This window comes from Pseudomonas sp. NPDC089392, assembly GCF_044749595.1.
GTDB lineage: Bacteria > Pseudomonadota > Gammaproteobacteria > Pseudomonadales > Pseudomonadaceae > Aquipseudomonas.
On the sequence record NZ_JBIVIF010000021.1, the window covers coordinates 1 to 14,944 of the forward strand.

Sequence of the window (14,944 nt, forward strand, 5' to 3'; positions counted from 1 at the left end):
GGCGGTCGCGCGCGCCTGGCACAGGATGGACTGGCCCGAAACAAATGTAGGAGCGGCTTTAGCCGCGAAGCGCCGCGCGGGCGGCGCTCGATCTCGTAGGCGCTGAAAATGTTGCGGTGAACACCTGGCGGCGCTCGATCTCATAGGCGCTGCAAATCTTTCGCCAGGCCCCCGGGCTCAGCGCCCCATCAAGCGCTTGGCCCAGTCGCCGCCGTGGCTCCGCTGGCAGGCTTCTTCACTGTCAAACCGCACATGCCAGGCCGGATGGTCCAGCGTAATGCCGGCCTGCTCCAGCGCCAGGCTGGTCAGCGCCAGCATGCGCGCCTTGGCGTCACCCGCCACGGCAGCGGTCTTGTCGGTTTCGTGCTCGAACACCCAGGTAATCCGCAGGCTGGCAGGAAAATTATCCGGGTCAAGCCGATGGGTAAGCCAGCTGAAACCGACGATTTCCGCCTTGGCGGTTTCGCAGGCTTCAGTCAGGCACGCCACCAGTTCCCGCTCCAGCCGGGCCATTTCGCGTTTGCCCATAGCCTTCACGGGTTGGCCTCGTCATCTATCTGCTGGCAAAAGCGCAGGCGGTTGCCGAACGGGTCGTACACCTGCATCTGCAGGCCCCAGTCCAGGCATTCGGCTTCGGGTCGGGCGTAACCGTACTGTTTATCCTGCAGCTCACGCTCCAGCGCCCGCAAATCGTCGATGCGGGCAAACACGGTGGAGCCTGGGCAAGCATCGCCATGGTGCTCGGACAGGTGCAGGATCAGGCCGTCGCGGTGAATCTGCAGGTACAACGGCAGGTCGGGGCTAAATCGGTGCTCCCAGTCGACGCTGAAACCAAGGAAGTCGAGGTAGAACTCCCTGGCCTTGTCGACCGAGAAAATGCGCAGTACCGGTATGGCGGGGGCGAGGGGCATGGGGCGTCCTTGACCGTAAGTGAAGGCGCCACTGTAACCCAGTTGCACCGCTTGTGGTCGCCCGGCCCGGCGGCAATGGTTGACCACCCGCCAGCCACTGCGTAGCCTTGCCACTTCGAGGTTCTTCGGCCAGGCCGAAGCTAAGACGGGAACGCGGTACAAGCCGCGGCTGCCCCCGCAACTGTAAGCACCGACAACGGATCGACACAGCCACTGCGCCAACGCGCGGGAAGGCGTCATCCCGCCAGCCCACTGCTTATATAGCATTGGCAACTGGAACGGTGCGAGCCAGGAGACCTGCCTCGTGACGTTTTCGACTTTCAACCGGGCGGGGTGATCCGGTGGCGAACAAGCCCGGCCGGCCTGGCCCGCGGCTGTCGTCCTGCATGCCCGCGCCACACTGCCAAGGGCAATGCGACATGAAAACACTGGCCAAGCTCCCCGTTACCATCGTCACCGGCTTCCTCGGCTCGGGCAAGACCACCTTGCTGCGCCACATGCTCGACAACGCCCAGGGCCGTCGCATCGCGGTCATCGTCAACGAGTTCGGCGAACTGGGTATCGACGGCGAAATCCTCAAGCAATGCAGCATCGGTTGCACCGAAGAAGAAGCCAGCGGCCGGGTCTACGAGCTAGCCAACGGCTGCCTGTGCTGCACCGTGCAGGAAGAATTCTTCCCGGTGATGCGCGAACTGGTGGCACGCCGTGGCGACCTCGACCACATCCTCATCGAAACCAGTGGCCTGGCCCTGCCCAAACCACTGGTGCAAGCCTTCCAGTGGCCAGAAATCCGCAACGCCTGCACCGTCGACGCGGTAATCACCGTGGTCGACAGCCCGGCCGTGGCCGCCGGCACCTTCGCCGCCTATCCGGACCAGGTCGATGCGCAGCGCAAGCTCGACCCTAACCTGGACCACGAATCGCCGCTGCACGAGCTGTTTGCCGACCAGTTGGCCAGCGCCGACCTGGTGGTGCTGAACAAGGCTGACCTGATTGACGCTGAAGGCCTGGCCAAGGTCCGCGCCGAAGTGGCCGAAGAACTGCCGCCAGCGGTGAAAGTGATCGAGGCCAGCAGCGGCAAACTGCCACTGGCAGTGCTGCTGGGCGTGGGTGCCGAATCCGAGGCGCACATCGATGGCCGCCGTACCCACCACGATTCGCACCACGACGGCGACGACCATGACGATCATGACCACGACGCCTTCGACTCCATCTCCATCGACCTGCCGGAAGCCGACGAAAGCCTGCTGCTCGACGCCCTGACCCAGTTGGTTGTGGAATTCGGCATCCTGCGCGCCAAAGGCTTCGCGGCCATCCCGGGCAAGCCGATGCGCCTGCTGGTGCAAGGCGTGGGTACCCGTTTCGACAAGCACTTCGATCGCGCCTGGCGCGCCGACGAGCCGCGCATCACCCGCCTGGTGCTGATCGGCCAGGACCTGGATGCGGCCCAGCTGGAAGCGCGCCTGCGCCAGGCCCTGGGCGCCTGACCCATGCACCTGCTGCGGACCCAGCCCGGCGGCTTCGTGCCGGATGACAGCATTGCCGACCTCGGCCAGACACCCGCCGAGCTGGTGATTCTCTGCAGCGGCGATTCGCACCTGGCATTGCTCGCCGATACCGCCGAGCAATTGCCCGAAGACTTCCCCAGCCTGCGCCTGGCCAACCCGATGCAGGTGCAGAACCACGCCTCGGTCGACCTTTACATTGACGAAGTGCTGCGCCATGCCAAGGTCATTCTGGTGTCGTTGCACGGTGGCGTCGGCTACTGGCGCTATGGTGTCGAGCAACTGGTCGAGCTGGCCGCCCGTGGCGTGCAGCTGATCCTGGTGCCGGGCGACGACCGCCCGGACCCAGAGCTGACCAGCCTGGGCACTGTCAGCGGTGAACAGGCCGAGCGCCTCTGGCACTACCTGCGCCAGGGCGGCAAGGCCAACGCCATCAACCTGTTCAACTGCCTGGCCAACCAATGGCTGGGCCGCGACTATACCTGGGACGAGCCGCAGCCCTTGCCGCGCACTGCGGTGTATCACCCGGCCAAGGGCAGCGCCACGCTCGAAGACTGGTACCCGCAGTGGCACCCTGAGCACCCGGTGGCGCCGCTGCTGTTCTACCGCTCGCACTTGCAGGCGGCCAACACCGCATTCATCGACGTATTCTGCCAGCGCCTGCTGGCCGCCGGGCTGAACCCGTTGCCGATCGCCGTGGCCAGCCTCAAGGAAAGTGCCTGCCTGGAGCAGGTCGAAGCCTGGCTGGACGAGGTCGGCGCCGAGGTGCTGGTCAATACCACCGGCTTTGCCCTGTCCAGCCCCGAACGCCCCAACCTGCGCCCGTTCCGCCGCGACATCCCGGTGTTGCAGGCCATCTGCGCGCAAGACAACCAGCCCGGCTGGGAAGCCAGCGACCAGGGCCTGGGTGCGCGCGACCTGGCCATGCACATTGCCTTGCCCGAGCTGGACGGGCGCATCATCACCCGCCCGGTCAGTTTCAAGGACATGGCCTGGCGCAGCGAGCGCAGCCAGTCCGACGTGGTCTGCTACCGCGCTCACCCCGAACGCATGGATTTCGTCGCCGAACTGGCCCGCCGCTGGGTCGAGCTGGCGCGCCTGCCGAATGCCCAGAAACGCGTAGCGCTGGTGTTGGCGAACTACCCGACCCGGGATGGCCGCATTGGCAACGGCGTCGGCCTGGACACACCAGCAGCCGCGTTGAACATCCTCAAGGCGCTGCAGGCCGAGGGCTATCCGCTGGCCGAGTTGCCGGGCAGTGGCACGCAACTGATCCACCAGCTGCTTGGCGGCGTGACCAACGACCTCGACCACCTCGACCAGCGCCCCTGCGCGCAGAGCCTGAGCCTGGCCGACTACCAGGCTGCGTTCGAACGCTTGCCCGAGGCCAACCGCCAAGCGGTGCTGGAGCGCTGGGGGTCGCCCGAGCAGGACCCGATGTACCGCAGTGGCCGGCTGATGGTCGCCGGCCTGCGCTTTGGCCTGACCTTCGTCGGCATCCAACCGGCACGGGGCTACCAGGTAGACCCGAGTGCGGTGTACCACGACCCAGACCTGGTGCCGCCGCACGGCTACCTGGCGTTCCACTTCTGGCTGCGCCATGCCTTCGCCGCCGATGCGGTGATCCACGTCGGCAAGCACGGCAACCTTGAGTGGCTGCCCGGCAAGGGCGTCGGGCTGTCGGCCCAGTGCTGGCCGGACGCCTTGCTCGGCCCGCTGCCGAACATCTACCCGTTCATCGTCAACGACCCGGGCGAGGGCGCCCAGGCCAAGCGCCGCACCCAGGCAGTGATCATCGACCACCTGATGCCGCCGCTGACCCGCGCCGAAACCTATGGCCCGCTGCGCCACCTGGAACAGCTGGCCGACGAGTTCTACGAAGCGCAGCTGCTCGACCCACGGCGTGCCCGCGAGTTGCAGCGCGATATCCTCGAACTGGTCAAGGCCAACCACATCGACCGTGAGCTGCAGCTGGAAGGGCAGCTGGACGATGCCGCCGTGTGGCTGCCACGGCTGGATACCTACCTGTGCGACCTCAAGGAATCGCAGATTCGCGATGGCCTGCATGTATTCGGCGAGTCACCTGGGGGGCGGCTGCGCCTGGATACCCTGCTGGCGCTGGTGCGCGTCGAGCGTGGCGACGGTCGTGGCGGCAATGCCAGCCTGCTGCGGGCCCTGGCCAAGGCGCTGGTGCCGGGCTTCGACCCGCTCGATTGCGAACTTGGCCAGCCGTGGCAGGGCGCACGCCCTGAGCAGCTGCAGGCCGTGAGCAGCGAGCCTTGGCGCACCTGTGGCGATACCCGCGAGCGCCTGGAGCTGTTGTCGCTGCAGGTGATCGAGCAGGCGTTAAGTGGCGCAGCACAGTTGCCCGACCAGAGCGAATGGCAACCGGTGCACGACGTCGTACAGGCCCTGCGCGACGCGGTGGCACCCGGCCTTGACGCCTGCGGCCCCGCCGAAATGAATGGCCTGCTGGCGGCGCTGGCCGGGCGTTTCGTGCCGGCTGGCCCCAGTGGCGCGCCCAGCCGTGGACGCCTCGACGTGCTGCCCACCGGCCGCAACTTCTATACCGTGGACGTGCGCAACCTGCCCACCACCACGGCCTGGCGCCTGGGCTTCGCCTCGGCCAACCTGATTCTTGAACGCCACTTGCAGGACCACGGCGACCACCTGCGCCAGCTGGGCTTGTCGGTGTGGGGCACGGCGACCATGCGCACCGGCGGCGACGACATCGCCCAGGCCATGGCGCTGATGGGCGTACGACCGGTGTGGGCCACCGGCAGCCAGCGCGTCGACGACTTCGAAATCCTGCCATTGAGCCTGCTCGACCGCCCGCGGGTGGACGTGACCTTGCGCGTTTCTGGCTTTTTCCGCGACGCCTTCGGCAACCTGATCCGCCTGTTTGATGCCGCCGTGCAGGCCGTGGCCGCGCTGGACGAACCCGACGACCTCAACCCCCTGGCTGCCCGTGTGCGCAGTGAGCGGGCCGCGTTGCAGGCACAAGGCGTGGACGCCGAGCAGGCCGCACGCCAGGCCGGTTGGCGAGTGTTCGGCGCCAAACCCGGTGCCTACGGTGCCGGGGTGCAGAACGCCATCGACGGCCGCCTGTGGCACAGTCGCGAAGACCTGGCCGAGGTCTACCTGAACCACGGCGGCTATGCCTACGGCGCCAGTGACGACGGCACCCCGGCCCGCGCCCAGTTCGCCCAGCGCCTGGCCAAGGTGCAGGCGGTGCTGCAGAACCAGGACAACCACGAGCATGACCTGCTCGATTCCAACGACTACTACCAGTTCCAGGGCGGCATGCTGGCAGCGTCGGAAACCCTGAGCGGGGCTGGCGTGGCCAGCTACCATGGCGACCACAGCCAGGCCGACCGGCCGCGCATCCGTACCCTGAAGGAAGAACTCAACCGGGTCATCCGCGCCCGCGCGCTGAACCCGAAGTGGCTCGACGGGGTCAAGCGCCACGGCTACAAGGGCGCCTTCGAGATGGCGGCGACGGTCGACAACCTGTTCGCCTTCGACGCCACCACGCACCTGATCGACGACCATCATTACCAGGGGCTGGCCGATGCCTACGTGCTCGACCCGGCAACCCGCGATTTCATGCGCGAGCACAACCCTGAGGCCCTGCGCGATCTTACCGAGCGCCTGCTGGAGGCCCAGCAGCGCGGCCTGTGGCAGGCGCCGGGTGATTACCGCGAAGCCCTTGAGGAACAGCTGCTCGACGGCGAGGAACAGGCTTGAAATGAGTGAACCCGTACAATTTCCGCTGGCTGCCGTGGTCGGGGCTGACGACCTGAAGCTGGCGCTGTGCCTGACCGCCATCGACCCCAAGATTGGCGGTGTGCTGATCGAAGGGCCGCGTGGCATGGCCAAGAGCACCCTGGCCCGCGGCCTGGCCGACCTGCTTGGCGAAGGCCCGTTCGTCACCTTGCCACTGGGCGCCAGTGAAGAACGGCTGGTCGGCACCCTCGACCTGGATGCCGCGCTAGGGCAGGGCAAGGCGCAGTTTTCCCCGGGCGTGCTGGCGCAGGCCGACGGTGGCGTGCTGTACGTCGATGAGGTCAACCTGTTGCCCGATACCCTGGTCGACCTGTTGCTCGACGTGGCCGCCAGCGGCACCAACCGCATCGAGCGCGACGGCATCTCGCACCGGCACAGTGCCCGCTTCGTACTGATCGGCACCATGAACCCGGAAGAGGGCGAGCTGCGCCCGCAGCTCCTTGACCGGTTTGGCTTGAATGTGGCGCTGGAGGGGTTGCCCGAGCCCGCAGCGCGGCAGCAGATCATTCGCCGTCGCCTGGCTTTTGACAATGACCCGCAGGCCTTCTGCGTGCAATGGGCACAGGCGCAGGCACAATTGCGCGAGCGCTGCCAGGCGGCGCGCCACGCCCTTGCCAGCATTGCCCTGGATGACCAGGCGCTGGCCTGGATCACCGAGCGCTGTTACGCCGCTGGCGTGGATGGCCTGCGTGCCGACCTGGTGTGGTTGCGCGCAGCGCGTGCCCACTGCGCCTGGCGCGGTGCAGCTGCCATCGAAGAAGCCGATGTCGAGGCAGTGGCCGAGTTTGCCTTGCGCCATCGCCGCCGCGTTTCGCCCCAGACCAACCCGCCATCGCAGCCTGAGCAGCAGCCCGCTCAGCAAGGCGCCAACAGCCCTGGCGAACAGGGCGGGCAGGGCGACTGGGGGGCATTGCCGGCGCAGCCGGTGGCCAGCGGTGCCCGCCGCGAGGTGCCAAACTGGGCAAAAAAGCCCTGAGCATCCCCCAGCCACCTGCCACAGGGGCGGATGCCAAAGCGGGCACAGGCAAGCAGCAGGGTACCAGCCGTGGCCGCGCGCGCAATGCGGCGGCCGGCCGGGTAGCCTGGCTGCCGACCTTGCTCAAGGGGCGCCCACGCCAACGCCAGGATTTGTGCTGGCAGCAACGCCAAGGCAAACCCGCAGAGCTATGGCTGGTGATCGTCGACGCTTCGGCCTCGACGCGTCGCCATCAGGCCCTGGCCCAAACCAAAGGGTTGCTGGCGACACTGTTCGACCAGGCCTATCGCCAGCGCGCCCGCTTGGCCCTGCTGACTGCCAGCGGGCGCACGCCACAATGGCAGCGCCACGGCCTGAAGGCTTCGGCCGCGTTGCAGCCCTGGCTACAGGCTTTGGGGGCAGGTGGGGGGACGCCATTGCTCGCAGCCCTTGAGCAGGCCCGGCACTGGCTGCAGGCGCGGCAACGGGCTCATCCACAAGAAGTTGTGCGCTGCCTGGTGTTTACCGACGGCCGCCTGCAGCACTGCAACGCCGTGCAACCGATGCCTTGCGCCACGTTGCTGGTGGATATGGAACTGGCGCCGGTGCGTCTGGGGCGCGCACAGCGTCTGGCAGAACAACTGCAGGCCGATTACCAGCACTTGCAACAGTTCAAGGTAGTGGATTGAAGCGGCTGGGCGCGACACTATGTCGCAATGTGAAAAGTTGCCAGGACAGCAACTATGAAGTTTTACAAGTGCGTGCTGCTGCACGCACTTGGTGTGCCGGCCAATATTATTTTGGCATCGACCACGGTTGCAGGGCGTAACCTTTTTCGCACAGTTCGGCGCGCACTTCCTCGATCAGGCTGGCCCACTGGGCCGGGTCGGAATAGATACGCGAGGACACTTGCTTGGCGCCGATGCGGGTGCTGGTCCGGTCGATCACTGCCAGGCTCAGTTCACCAGTACCATTGGGTGCATCCCAGGCTACGCACTGGAAAGGTTCGAAGGCGTGGTCGGCAATCAGCAGTGCTTCGTTGACACGGAGCGGGGCATTCATGGTTCGGTCTCTCTATGGTCCCAAACATCGAAGTAAAGTCCGCGTTGCTTCAAAGTCGCCTCTTTATATCGCGATGTGCAGCGCGGGGTTATGTGTACTGATGCTCGTTGTCCGGGGGCAAGTCACACGTCAGGTGTAAAAATTTTTGTCAGGGTCGATTCCGTTCTTGCCTGCGCCGCCATGTGATGTCGATAAAGTGCGAAAATTCCCGTGACGCTTTGTAAAAAAATGCTTCGGCAGACAGACGGTACTGGGAACCGTCAACTTCGTTGCTACTGTTAATTGGGCGCCACAACTTGCTGTTTTACTTCAAAAAACCAAAAACTGGCGCCAAGGATTGGTCATGCAGCAGCCTGCCGCCCAACGCCGTTTGCTCATCGTCGACCCGTGCGATGACTGCCACCGTTTATTGCCCGGCCTGCACAACGCCGGCTGGGACGTGGACAGCTGTATGCTCGGGGCCGCGCTGGATCATCCTTGTGATGTGGGCCTGTTGCGTTTGCAGGCTTCGCACCTGAGGCACCCGGACGCAGTCAAGGACATGATCAAGCGCAGCAACACCGAATGGATCGCCGTACTCAGCGCCGAACAGCTGCGCATGCCGGCGTTCGGCGATTTCGTCTGTGAATGGTTCTTCGACTTCCACACCTTGCCGTTCGACGTCTCGCGGGTGCAGGTCACCCTTGGCCGCGCCTTCGGCATGGCGCGCCTGCGTGGCAAGGGCGCCGTCAAGGTAGATGAAGCGAGCCACGAGTTGCTCGGCGAAAGCCGCCCGATTCGCGAGTTGCGCAAGTTGCTGGGCAAGTTGGCGCCCACCGAGTCGCCGGTGTTGATCCGCGGCGAAAGCGGCACCGGCAAGGAACTGGTGGCGCGCACACTGCATCGCCAGTCGCAACGCAGCGAGCAGCCGTTCATCGCCATCAACTGCGGGGCGATCCCCGAGCACCTGATTCAGTCTGAGCTGTTTGGCCATGAAAAGGGGGCATTCACCGGTGCCCACCAGCGCAAGGCCGGGCGCATCGAAGCGGCCCATGGCGGCACGCTGTTCCTTGATGAAATCGGTGACCTGCCGCTGGAGCTGCAGGCCAACCTGCTGCGCTTTCTGCAGGAGAAGCACATCGAGCGGGTTGGCGGCAGCCAGCCAATCCCGGTGGATGTGCGAGTACTGGCGGCCACCCATGTGGACCTGGAAAGGGCCATCGAGCAAGGGCGCTTTCGCGAAGACCTGTATTACCGCCTGAACGTGTTGCAAGTGGTGACTGCGCCGTTACGCGACCGGCATGGTGACTTGTCGATGCTGGCCAGCCACTTTGCCCAATTCTACAGCCTGGAAACCGGGCGCCGGCCGCGCTCGTTCAGCGACCATGCCCTGGCGGCCATGGGCCGGCATGACTGGCCGGGCAATGTGCGCGAGCTGGCCAACCGGGTGCGCCGCGGGCTGGTGCTGGCTGAAGGGCGGCAGATCGAGGCGCAAGACCTCGGTTTGCAAACCCTTGGCCAGGAGCAGCAGCCGCTGGGCACGCTGGAAGAGTACAAGCACCGTGCCGAGCGCCAAGCGCTGTGCGATGTGCTCAACCGGCACAGCGACAACCTGAGTGTGGCGGCCAAGGTGCTGGGCATTTCGCGGCCGACGTTTTATCGGTTGCTGCACAAACACCAGATACGCTGACCAGCCCTACCGAAGCGCTGGCACCGGCTGCGCCGGTGTTCGCGGCTAAAGCCGCTCCTACAAGTACCGCGCAGGCCGCGAGGGCAGCGCGGTCCCTGTAAGAGCGGCTTTAGCCGCGAAAGGGCCCTTACAGGCTAAAGAAGATCAATGCGGCCCGCGCGCAATGGTCTTCAGCAAGTCTTCCGGGCTGATATGCCCGACCACCTGGGCCACCGCGCTGCCTGGGGTCGGCAGGTCGATGATGTGGTTCTTCATCTTGCCGATCACATGCATTTCGCACGGCTTGCAGTCAAACTTCAGGGTCAGCACTTCGTCACCCTGAATCAGCTGCATCGGTGCCACCTTGGTACGCACGCCAGTCACGCCCTTGGCCTGCTTGGGGCACAAGTTGAAGGAGAAGCGCAGGCAGTGCTTGGTGATCATCACCGGCACTTCACCGTGCTCTTCATGGGCCTCGTAAGCCGCGTCGATCAGCTGCACGCCGTGGCGGTGGTAGAAGTCGCGGGCCTTCTGGTTGTACACGTTGGCCAGGAAGGACAGGTGCGACTCGGGGTACACCGGCGGCGGCGTGGTCTCGGCCTTGCGCCCACCACGCGGGTGCGCCTGCACACGTGCGGCAGTCAGCGCCTCGATGGCTTCGCGGCGCAGGGCCTTGAGCTGCGAGTTGGGGATGAAGTACGCCTGCGGGGCATCCAGCTCGATGCTGTCGGCGTGGTACATCGTGGTGCCCAGCTGGCCGAGCAGGTCGTGCAATTGCTCCAGCGCCTGTTGCGGCTTGTTGGCTGCGCCGAACGGGCCTTCCAGGGCCACCTGCACGCTCACGCCTTCTTCACTGCTCAGGGTCAGCATCAGGCGCTGCTCGCGCAGTACCGCGTGCCACTCAACGGCAACCCGGCGCTCGGACGAGGTGCGTTGCAGGGCCTGCTGCCAGTTGTGGTCGAGGTTGCGCGACAGCGGGTGGTTGGGCCGCAGCTTGTGCAGGCCTTCGGGCATTTCGTTAGGTTCTACACGGTAGCGGTAGCGCTTGTGACCGTCTTCATCGAACTCGCCACGCGGCTCGGCGATGTTGGCGCGGAAGCCCACCACCTCACGCTTTACCAGCACATTCAGGCCGTCGCCGTTGGTCAGCGGCACATCGGTGACCACTTGCATGTCACGTTTGCCGACCTTTTCCACCACGCCCACCGGCAGGCCGGTGAAGGTTGGCGAGTCGAAGGCGCCGATATCCACCTTGCGGTCGGTGACGAAATAGTCGGTGCTGCCACGGTGGAAGGTTTTATCCGGGTCGGGCAGGAAGAAGTGCTCGGTACGGCCGCTGGAGGCGCGGGCATACTGCGGGCGGCCTTCGAGGATGGCGTCGAGCTCTTTGCGGTAGTGGGCGGTGATGTTCTTCACATAGCCCATGTCCTTGTAACGGCCCTCGATCTTGAACGAACGCACGCCGGCATCCACCAGGTCGGCCAGGTTGGCGGTCTGGTTGTTGTCCTTCATCGACAGCAGGTGCTTTTCGAACGCCACCACGCGGCCCTGGTCATCCTTCAGGGTGTAGGGCAGGCGGCAGGCTTGCGAGCAGTCGCCACGGTTGGCGCTGCGGCCAGTCTGCGCATGGGAGATGTTGCACTGGCCAGAGAAGGCCACGCACAGCGCGCCGTGGATGAAGAACTCGATGGCAGCATCGGTTTCGGCGGCGATGGTGCGAATTTGCTGCAGGTTCAGCTCACGCGCCAGGACCAGCTGCGAGAAGCCGGCCTGGTCGAGGAACTTGGCCCGCTCCAGGGTACGGATGTCGGTCTGGGTACTGGCATGCAGCTCGATTGGCGGGATGTCCAGCTCCATCACCCCCAGGTCCTGCACGATCAGCGCATCGACACCAGCGTCGTACAGCTGGTGGATCAGCTTGCGTGCTGGCTCCAGCTCGTTGTCGTGGAGGATGGTGTTGATGGTGGTAAACACGCGTGCATGGTAGCGATGGGCGAACTCGACCAGTTCGGCGATATCGCTGACTTCGTTACAGGCGTTATGGCGCGCGCCAAAGCTCGGGCCGCCGATGTAGATGGCATCAGCGCCGTGCAGGATCGCCTCACGGGCGATGGCCACGTCACGGGCAGGGCTGAGCAGTTCCAGGTGATTCTTTGGAAGGGACATGTCGTTATATTTTCGGGCTGTCACGGTTTAGGCGGGCATTGTAGCGGCGAAACGGGCTGGCGGCATCATTGGAGTGCCGGGTGGGCAGGCTTGCGGTGCCGGCATGGTGGTCAATCGCAGATTTCGCAGCCCACCCGGAACCCTGTAGGAGCGGCTTCAGCCGCGAACACCGGCGTAGCCGGTGCCATGCACTGCGTCGCCTTTTTCGCGGGTAAACCCGCTCCCACAGGTATCGCGCTCGATCTTCAAGTCAGCGCTTGGCAGCCATCGCAGTCACTTCCACGCGCATGCCTTCGATTGCCAGCGAAGCCACGCCCACCGCAGCGCGCACCGGCCAAGGCTTGCTGAAGAAGCGCTGGTACACCTCGTTGAACGCCGCACGGTCGGCCATGTCGGTCAGGTAGATGGTCAGGTGCAGCACACGGTCCATACCGCTGCCGGCTTTCTCCAGCGCCACTTTCAATGCCTGCAGGGTGCATTCGCTCTGCTCGACGATGCCGCCCAGCTCCAGGCTGCCATCGGCGCGGGTCGGGATCTGCGTGCTGACCAGCACGCCGTTGTACTCGGCGACGTCGGACGAAATCGACTCGGCGTCCGGGTCCGGGGTGTAGGTGATGTCTGCATTTGCCATGGTGTGTTTTGCCTTGCAACGGAAGGAAAGCGGCAAGCCTACGCGAGCACACCGGTCGGGTCGAGGGTGCCCAATGTTTGAAATGCGCGGCGTTCGCCGTCAAAATCGCGCCCGATTGCAAAACCAGGGGTTTACGTTGAACGAACAGACTTTGTCCAGGCGCCTGGAGCGTGTGGCAGCCCATGTGCCGCAGGGCGCGCGCCTGGCCGACATTGGCTCGGATCATGGCTTTCTGCCGGTGGCCTTGATGCTGCGTGGCGTGATCGAGGCTGGGGTGGCCGGCGAGGTGGCGCAAACGCCGTTCGCTTCGGCGCAGCGCACTGTGCGCCGGAACGGGCTGGAGGATCGCGTCACCGTGCGCCTGGCCGATGGCCTGGCCGCGCTCGAGCCTCAAGACCGTATCTCGGTGGTGAGCATGTGCGGCATGGGCGGCGAAACCATGTGCGAGATCCTTGAAGCCGGCAAGCAGCGCTTGGGCGGCGTCACGCGCCTGGTGCTGCAGCCCAATGGCGCCGAGCGCGATTTGCGCCAGTGGCTGGCGGGCAACGGTTACCAGATCGTCAGCGAAGAACTGCTGCGGGAAAACCGCTTCGACTACGAGATCATCGTCGCCGAGCCGGGCGGGGTGGCCTATAGCGCTGAACAGCTGTACTTCGGCCCGGTGCTGATGCAGGAGAAAAGCGAGGCGTTCATGGTCAAGTGGCGGCGCATGCTACGGCAGAAGCAGCAGACCCTGGCCAACTTCCAGCGGGCCCGCGATGCGGTGCCTCAAGCGAAAATCGACGACTTCAACCAACAGGTTGGCTGGATCACCCAGGTGCTGGCGTGACTCACTGCTGCGAGCAATTGCCCATTTCGCGGTAGTCGACTTCGCGCTTCTGGCCCTGGTGGTCGACATACACCATATGTGCGGTGCCAACTTGGCAGTCGACGGCGTTGCTGGCCGGGGTGATGGAGATGACTTTGGCCACGTCCAGCGGCATGCCGTATTCGTAGTTGCTGCTGCTGACCGGCTGGTTTTTACCGGCGTCGGCCAAGGCACCGAACGAGACGAGGGTGGCAGCAACGGCAAGGACAGCGATCGAACGTTTCATGGCAGGCTCCTTTTTTAAATGTATGGCTAATGATCCATTCATTGGTCATCCACAATAAATGGGCTAACTCGTGATAGATTCCTGCCTCTAACGCAACAATAAGACCGAACAAGGAGCACACCTTCATGGACATGCTGCATGCCATGCGAACCTTCGCCCGTGTGGTGGAATGTGGCAGCTTCGCTGCGGCCGCCAATGCCTTGGACATTTCTGCGGCGCAGGTTTCGCGCATTGTTGCCGAGCTGGAGAACCAGCTACAGACCCGCCTGCTGCACCGCACTACCCGGCGCTTGCGCATGAGCGAGGCGGGCGAGCGGTTTCTTGAGCGGGCGCGGCAGATCATGCTGCTGACCGAAGAGGCGGTAGGCGAAGCCCGTGGCGCGCACCTCACGCCGCGTGGCCGCCTGCGTTTGCATTGCCCGCACGGCCTGGGTCTGTTGCTGATGCCGCTGGTGGCTGGCTATAACGCCCTGTGCCCGGAGGTGGTGATCGAGCTGACCCTGTCCCAGCGCAACCCTGACCCGTTGGCCGAAGGGCATGACGTGGTGATTACCGTTGACGGCGCGTTGCCGGATTCGCAGCTGATCGCCGTTCCGCTGGGCAACATTTTCAGTATTCCCTGCGCGGCGCCCGGGTACCTGGAAGCCCATGGTGTACCGGAGCGACCCGAAGACTTGCACAACCACCGCTGCCTGCGCATGGCTTACCCGATGTATGAAGGCGACTGGGTGTTCCCGCAAGGGGTTGACCAGTGTGTGATCGCACCGAACGACAGTTTCTCCACCAACGTCGCCGACGCCATGCTGGTGGCCAGCGAATTGGGCATGGGCATTGGCTTGCTACCGTTCTATACCGCCAGCCAGGCGATCGAGCAGGGGCGCTTGTGCCGCCTGCTGGCGCCGTATCGGCTGAGGGAAAGTGCGCTGTATGCGATGTACCCGTCACGGCATTACCTGGATGCCAAGGTGCGCACCTGGATCGACTACCTCAAGGAGCAGCTGCCAGCGCTGTTCGAGGGGCATGCCAGGGTGGTGGATGATGCGCGGTATTGGCGCTGAGGCAGGACAACTGTTGTGTTGCATTTCCCAGGCTGTCCCAATTCCCTGTAGGAGCAGCCTTGTGCTGCGAAGAGGCACTCACTGCCACAATTCAACTTCTGGCATGCGGGCCCTTTCGCAGCACAAGG

Annotated in this window: 13 protein-coding genes and 1 riboswitch; of the genes, 7 read left to right on the forward strand and 6 right to left on the reverse strand. The window is 64.7% G+C overall.

Annotation, left to right across the window (positions count from 1 at the left end):
* Positions 1 to 177: 177 nt before the first annotated feature.
* Together ACIP1G_RS18090 and ACIP1G_RS18095 are read right to left on the reverse strand one after the other, a co-directional pair.
* Entirely contained in the window at positions 178 to 537 is a 360-nt protein-coding gene (locus ACIP1G_RS18090; RefSeq protein WP_400739481.1) for a hypothetical protein, read from the reverse strand.
* Positions 534 to 911 carry a glyoxalase superfamily protein gene (locus ACIP1G_RS18095; RefSeq protein WP_400739483.1) on the reverse strand — a complete coding sequence of 126 codons (378 nt, stop codon included), beginning with the start codon at positions 909 to 911 and terminating at the stop codon, positions 534 to 536. The genes ACIP1G_RS18090 and ACIP1G_RS18095 overlap by 4 nt, the downstream gene beginning before the upstream one ends.
* A gap of 101 nt (positions 912 to 1,012) precedes the next feature.
* Positions 1,013 to 1,231: riboswitch (cobalamin riboswitch) on the forward strand.
* A 99-nt stretch (positions 1,232 to 1,330) separates the two neighbouring features.
* On the opposite strand from ACIP1G_RS18095, the gene cobW reads away from it, so the two are divergent.
* From cobW to ACIP1G_RS18115, 4 genes are all read left to right on the forward strand, one after another.
* Positions 1,331 to 2,398, forward strand: a complete 1,068-nt coding sequence (gene cobW / locus ACIP1G_RS18100; protein WP_400739485.1) for a cobalamin biosynthesis protein CobW — start codon at positions 1,331 to 1,333, stop codon at positions 2,396 to 2,398.
* 3 nt (positions 2,399 to 2,401) lie between these two features.
* Positions 2,402 to 6,163: a cobaltochelatase subunit CobN gene (gene cobN / locus ACIP1G_RS18105; RefSeq protein ID WP_400739488.1), complete on the forward strand. Its 3,762-nt coding sequence runs from the start codon at positions 2,402 to 2,404 to the stop codon at positions 6,161 to 6,163.
* Position 6,164: 1 nt separating this feature from the next.
* Positions 6,165 to 7,178: an ATP-binding protein gene (locus ACIP1G_RS18110; protein ID WP_400739490.1), complete on the forward strand. Its 1,014-nt coding sequence runs from the start codon at positions 6,165 to 6,167 to the stop codon at positions 7,176 to 7,178.
* Between the two features lie 110 nt (positions 7,179 to 7,288).
* Positions 7,289 to 7,846: a VWA domain-containing protein gene (locus ACIP1G_RS18115; RefSeq protein ID WP_400739667.1), complete on the forward strand. Its 558-nt coding sequence runs from the start codon at positions 7,289 to 7,291 to the stop codon at positions 7,844 to 7,846.
* 106 nt (positions 7,847 to 7,952) lie between these two features.
* Here the strand turns inward: ACIP1G_RS18115 and ACIP1G_RS18120 are convergent, their stop codons facing one another.
* Positions 7,953 to 8,219: a hypothetical protein gene (locus tag ACIP1G_RS18120; protein ID WP_400739493.1), complete on the reverse strand. Its 267-nt coding sequence runs from the start codon at positions 8,217 to 8,219 to the stop codon at positions 7,953 to 7,955.
* A gap of 343 nt (positions 8,220 to 8,562) precedes the next feature.
* Between ACIP1G_RS18120 and ACIP1G_RS18125 the strand changes: the two genes are divergently transcribed.
* Entirely contained in the window at positions 8,563 to 9,888 is a 1,326-nt protein-coding gene (locus ACIP1G_RS18125; RefSeq protein ID WP_400739495.1) for a sigma 54-interacting transcriptional regulator, read from the forward strand.
* A gap of 144 nt (positions 9,889 to 10,032) precedes the next feature.
* Here the strand turns inward: ACIP1G_RS18125 and ACIP1G_RS18130 are convergent, their stop codons facing one another.
* Together ACIP1G_RS18130 and ACIP1G_RS18135 are read right to left on the reverse strand one after the other, a co-directional pair.
* Positions 10,033 to 12,033: a U32 family peptidase gene (locus ACIP1G_RS18130; protein ID WP_400739497.1), complete on the reverse strand. Its 2,001-nt coding sequence runs from the start codon at positions 12,031 to 12,033 to the stop codon at positions 10,033 to 10,035.
* A gap of 250 nt (positions 12,034 to 12,283) precedes the next feature.
* A complete protein-coding gene (locus tag ACIP1G_RS18135; RefSeq protein WP_400739500.1) occupies positions 12,284 to 12,664 on the reverse strand; it encodes a RidA family protein in 381 nt (126 codons plus the stop codon).
* 136 nt (positions 12,665 to 12,800) lie between these two features.
* Between ACIP1G_RS18135 and ACIP1G_RS18140 the strand changes: the two genes are divergently transcribed.
* The gene (locus ACIP1G_RS18140) at positions 12,801 to 13,493 is read left to right on the forward strand and encodes a tRNA (adenine(22)-N(1))-methyltransferase (protein ID WP_400739502.1); all 693 of its coding nucleotides are present in this window, start codon (positions 12,801 to 12,803) and stop codon (positions 13,491 to 13,493) included.
* 1 nt (position 13,494) lies between these two features.
* Here ACIP1G_RS18140 and ACIP1G_RS18145 read toward each other — a convergent pair whose 3' ends face one another.
* Positions 13,495 to 13,758: a DUF2790 domain-containing protein gene (locus tag ACIP1G_RS18145; RefSeq protein WP_400739504.1), complete on the reverse strand. Its 264-nt coding sequence runs from the start codon at positions 13,756 to 13,758 to the stop codon at positions 13,495 to 13,497.
* A gap of 125 nt (positions 13,759 to 13,883) precedes the next feature.
* Here ACIP1G_RS18145 and ACIP1G_RS18150 point away from each other — a divergent pair, with 125 nt between their 5' ends.
* Entirely contained in the window at positions 13,884 to 14,816 is a 933-nt protein-coding gene (locus ACIP1G_RS18150; RefSeq protein ID WP_400739507.1) for a LysR family transcriptional regulator, read from the forward strand.
* The last annotated feature ends 128 nt before the right edge of the window (positions 14,817 to 14,944 follow it).

Excerpts from the sequence above, each read along its gene's own strand:
- ACIP1G_RS18095 (WP_400739483.1), bottom strand. The coding sequence starts at position 911 with ATGCCCCTCGCCCCCGCCATACCGGTACTGCGCATTTTCTCGGTCGAC.
- cobW (WP_400739485.1), top strand. The coding sequence starts at position 1,331 with ATGAAAACACTGGCCAAGCTCCCCGTTACCATCGTCACCGGCTTCCTC.
- cobN (WP_400739488.1), top strand. The coding sequence starts at position 2,402 with ATGCACCTGCTGCGGACCCAGCCCGGCGGCTTCGTGCCGGATGACAGC.
- ACIP1G_RS18110 (WP_400739490.1), top strand. The coding sequence starts at position 6,165 with ATGAGTGAACCCGTACAATTTCCGCTGGCTGCCGTGGTCGGGGCTGAC.
- ACIP1G_RS18120 (WP_400739493.1), bottom strand. The coding sequence starts at position 8,219 with ATGAATGCCCCGCTCCGTGTCAACGAAGCACTGCTGATTGCCGACCAC.
- ACIP1G_RS18125 (WP_400739495.1), top strand. The coding sequence starts at position 8,563 with ATGCAGCAGCCTGCCGCCCAACGCCGTTTGCTCATCGTCGACCCGTGC.
- ACIP1G_RS18130 (WP_400739497.1), bottom strand. The coding sequence starts at position 12,033 with ATGTCCCTTCCAAAGAATCACCTGGAACTGCTCAGCCCTGCCCGTGAC.
- ACIP1G_RS18135 (WP_400739500.1), bottom strand. The coding sequence starts at position 12,664 with ATGGCAAATGCAGACATCACCTACACCCCGGACCCGGACGCCGAGTCG.
- ACIP1G_RS18145 (WP_400739504.1), bottom strand. The coding sequence starts at position 13,758 with ATGAAACGTTCGATCGCTGTCCTTGCCGTTGCTGCCACCCTCGTCTCG.
- ACIP1G_RS18150 (WP_400739507.1), top strand. The coding sequence starts at position 13,884 with ATGGACATGCTGCATGCCATGCGAACCTTCGCCCGTGTGGTGGAATGT.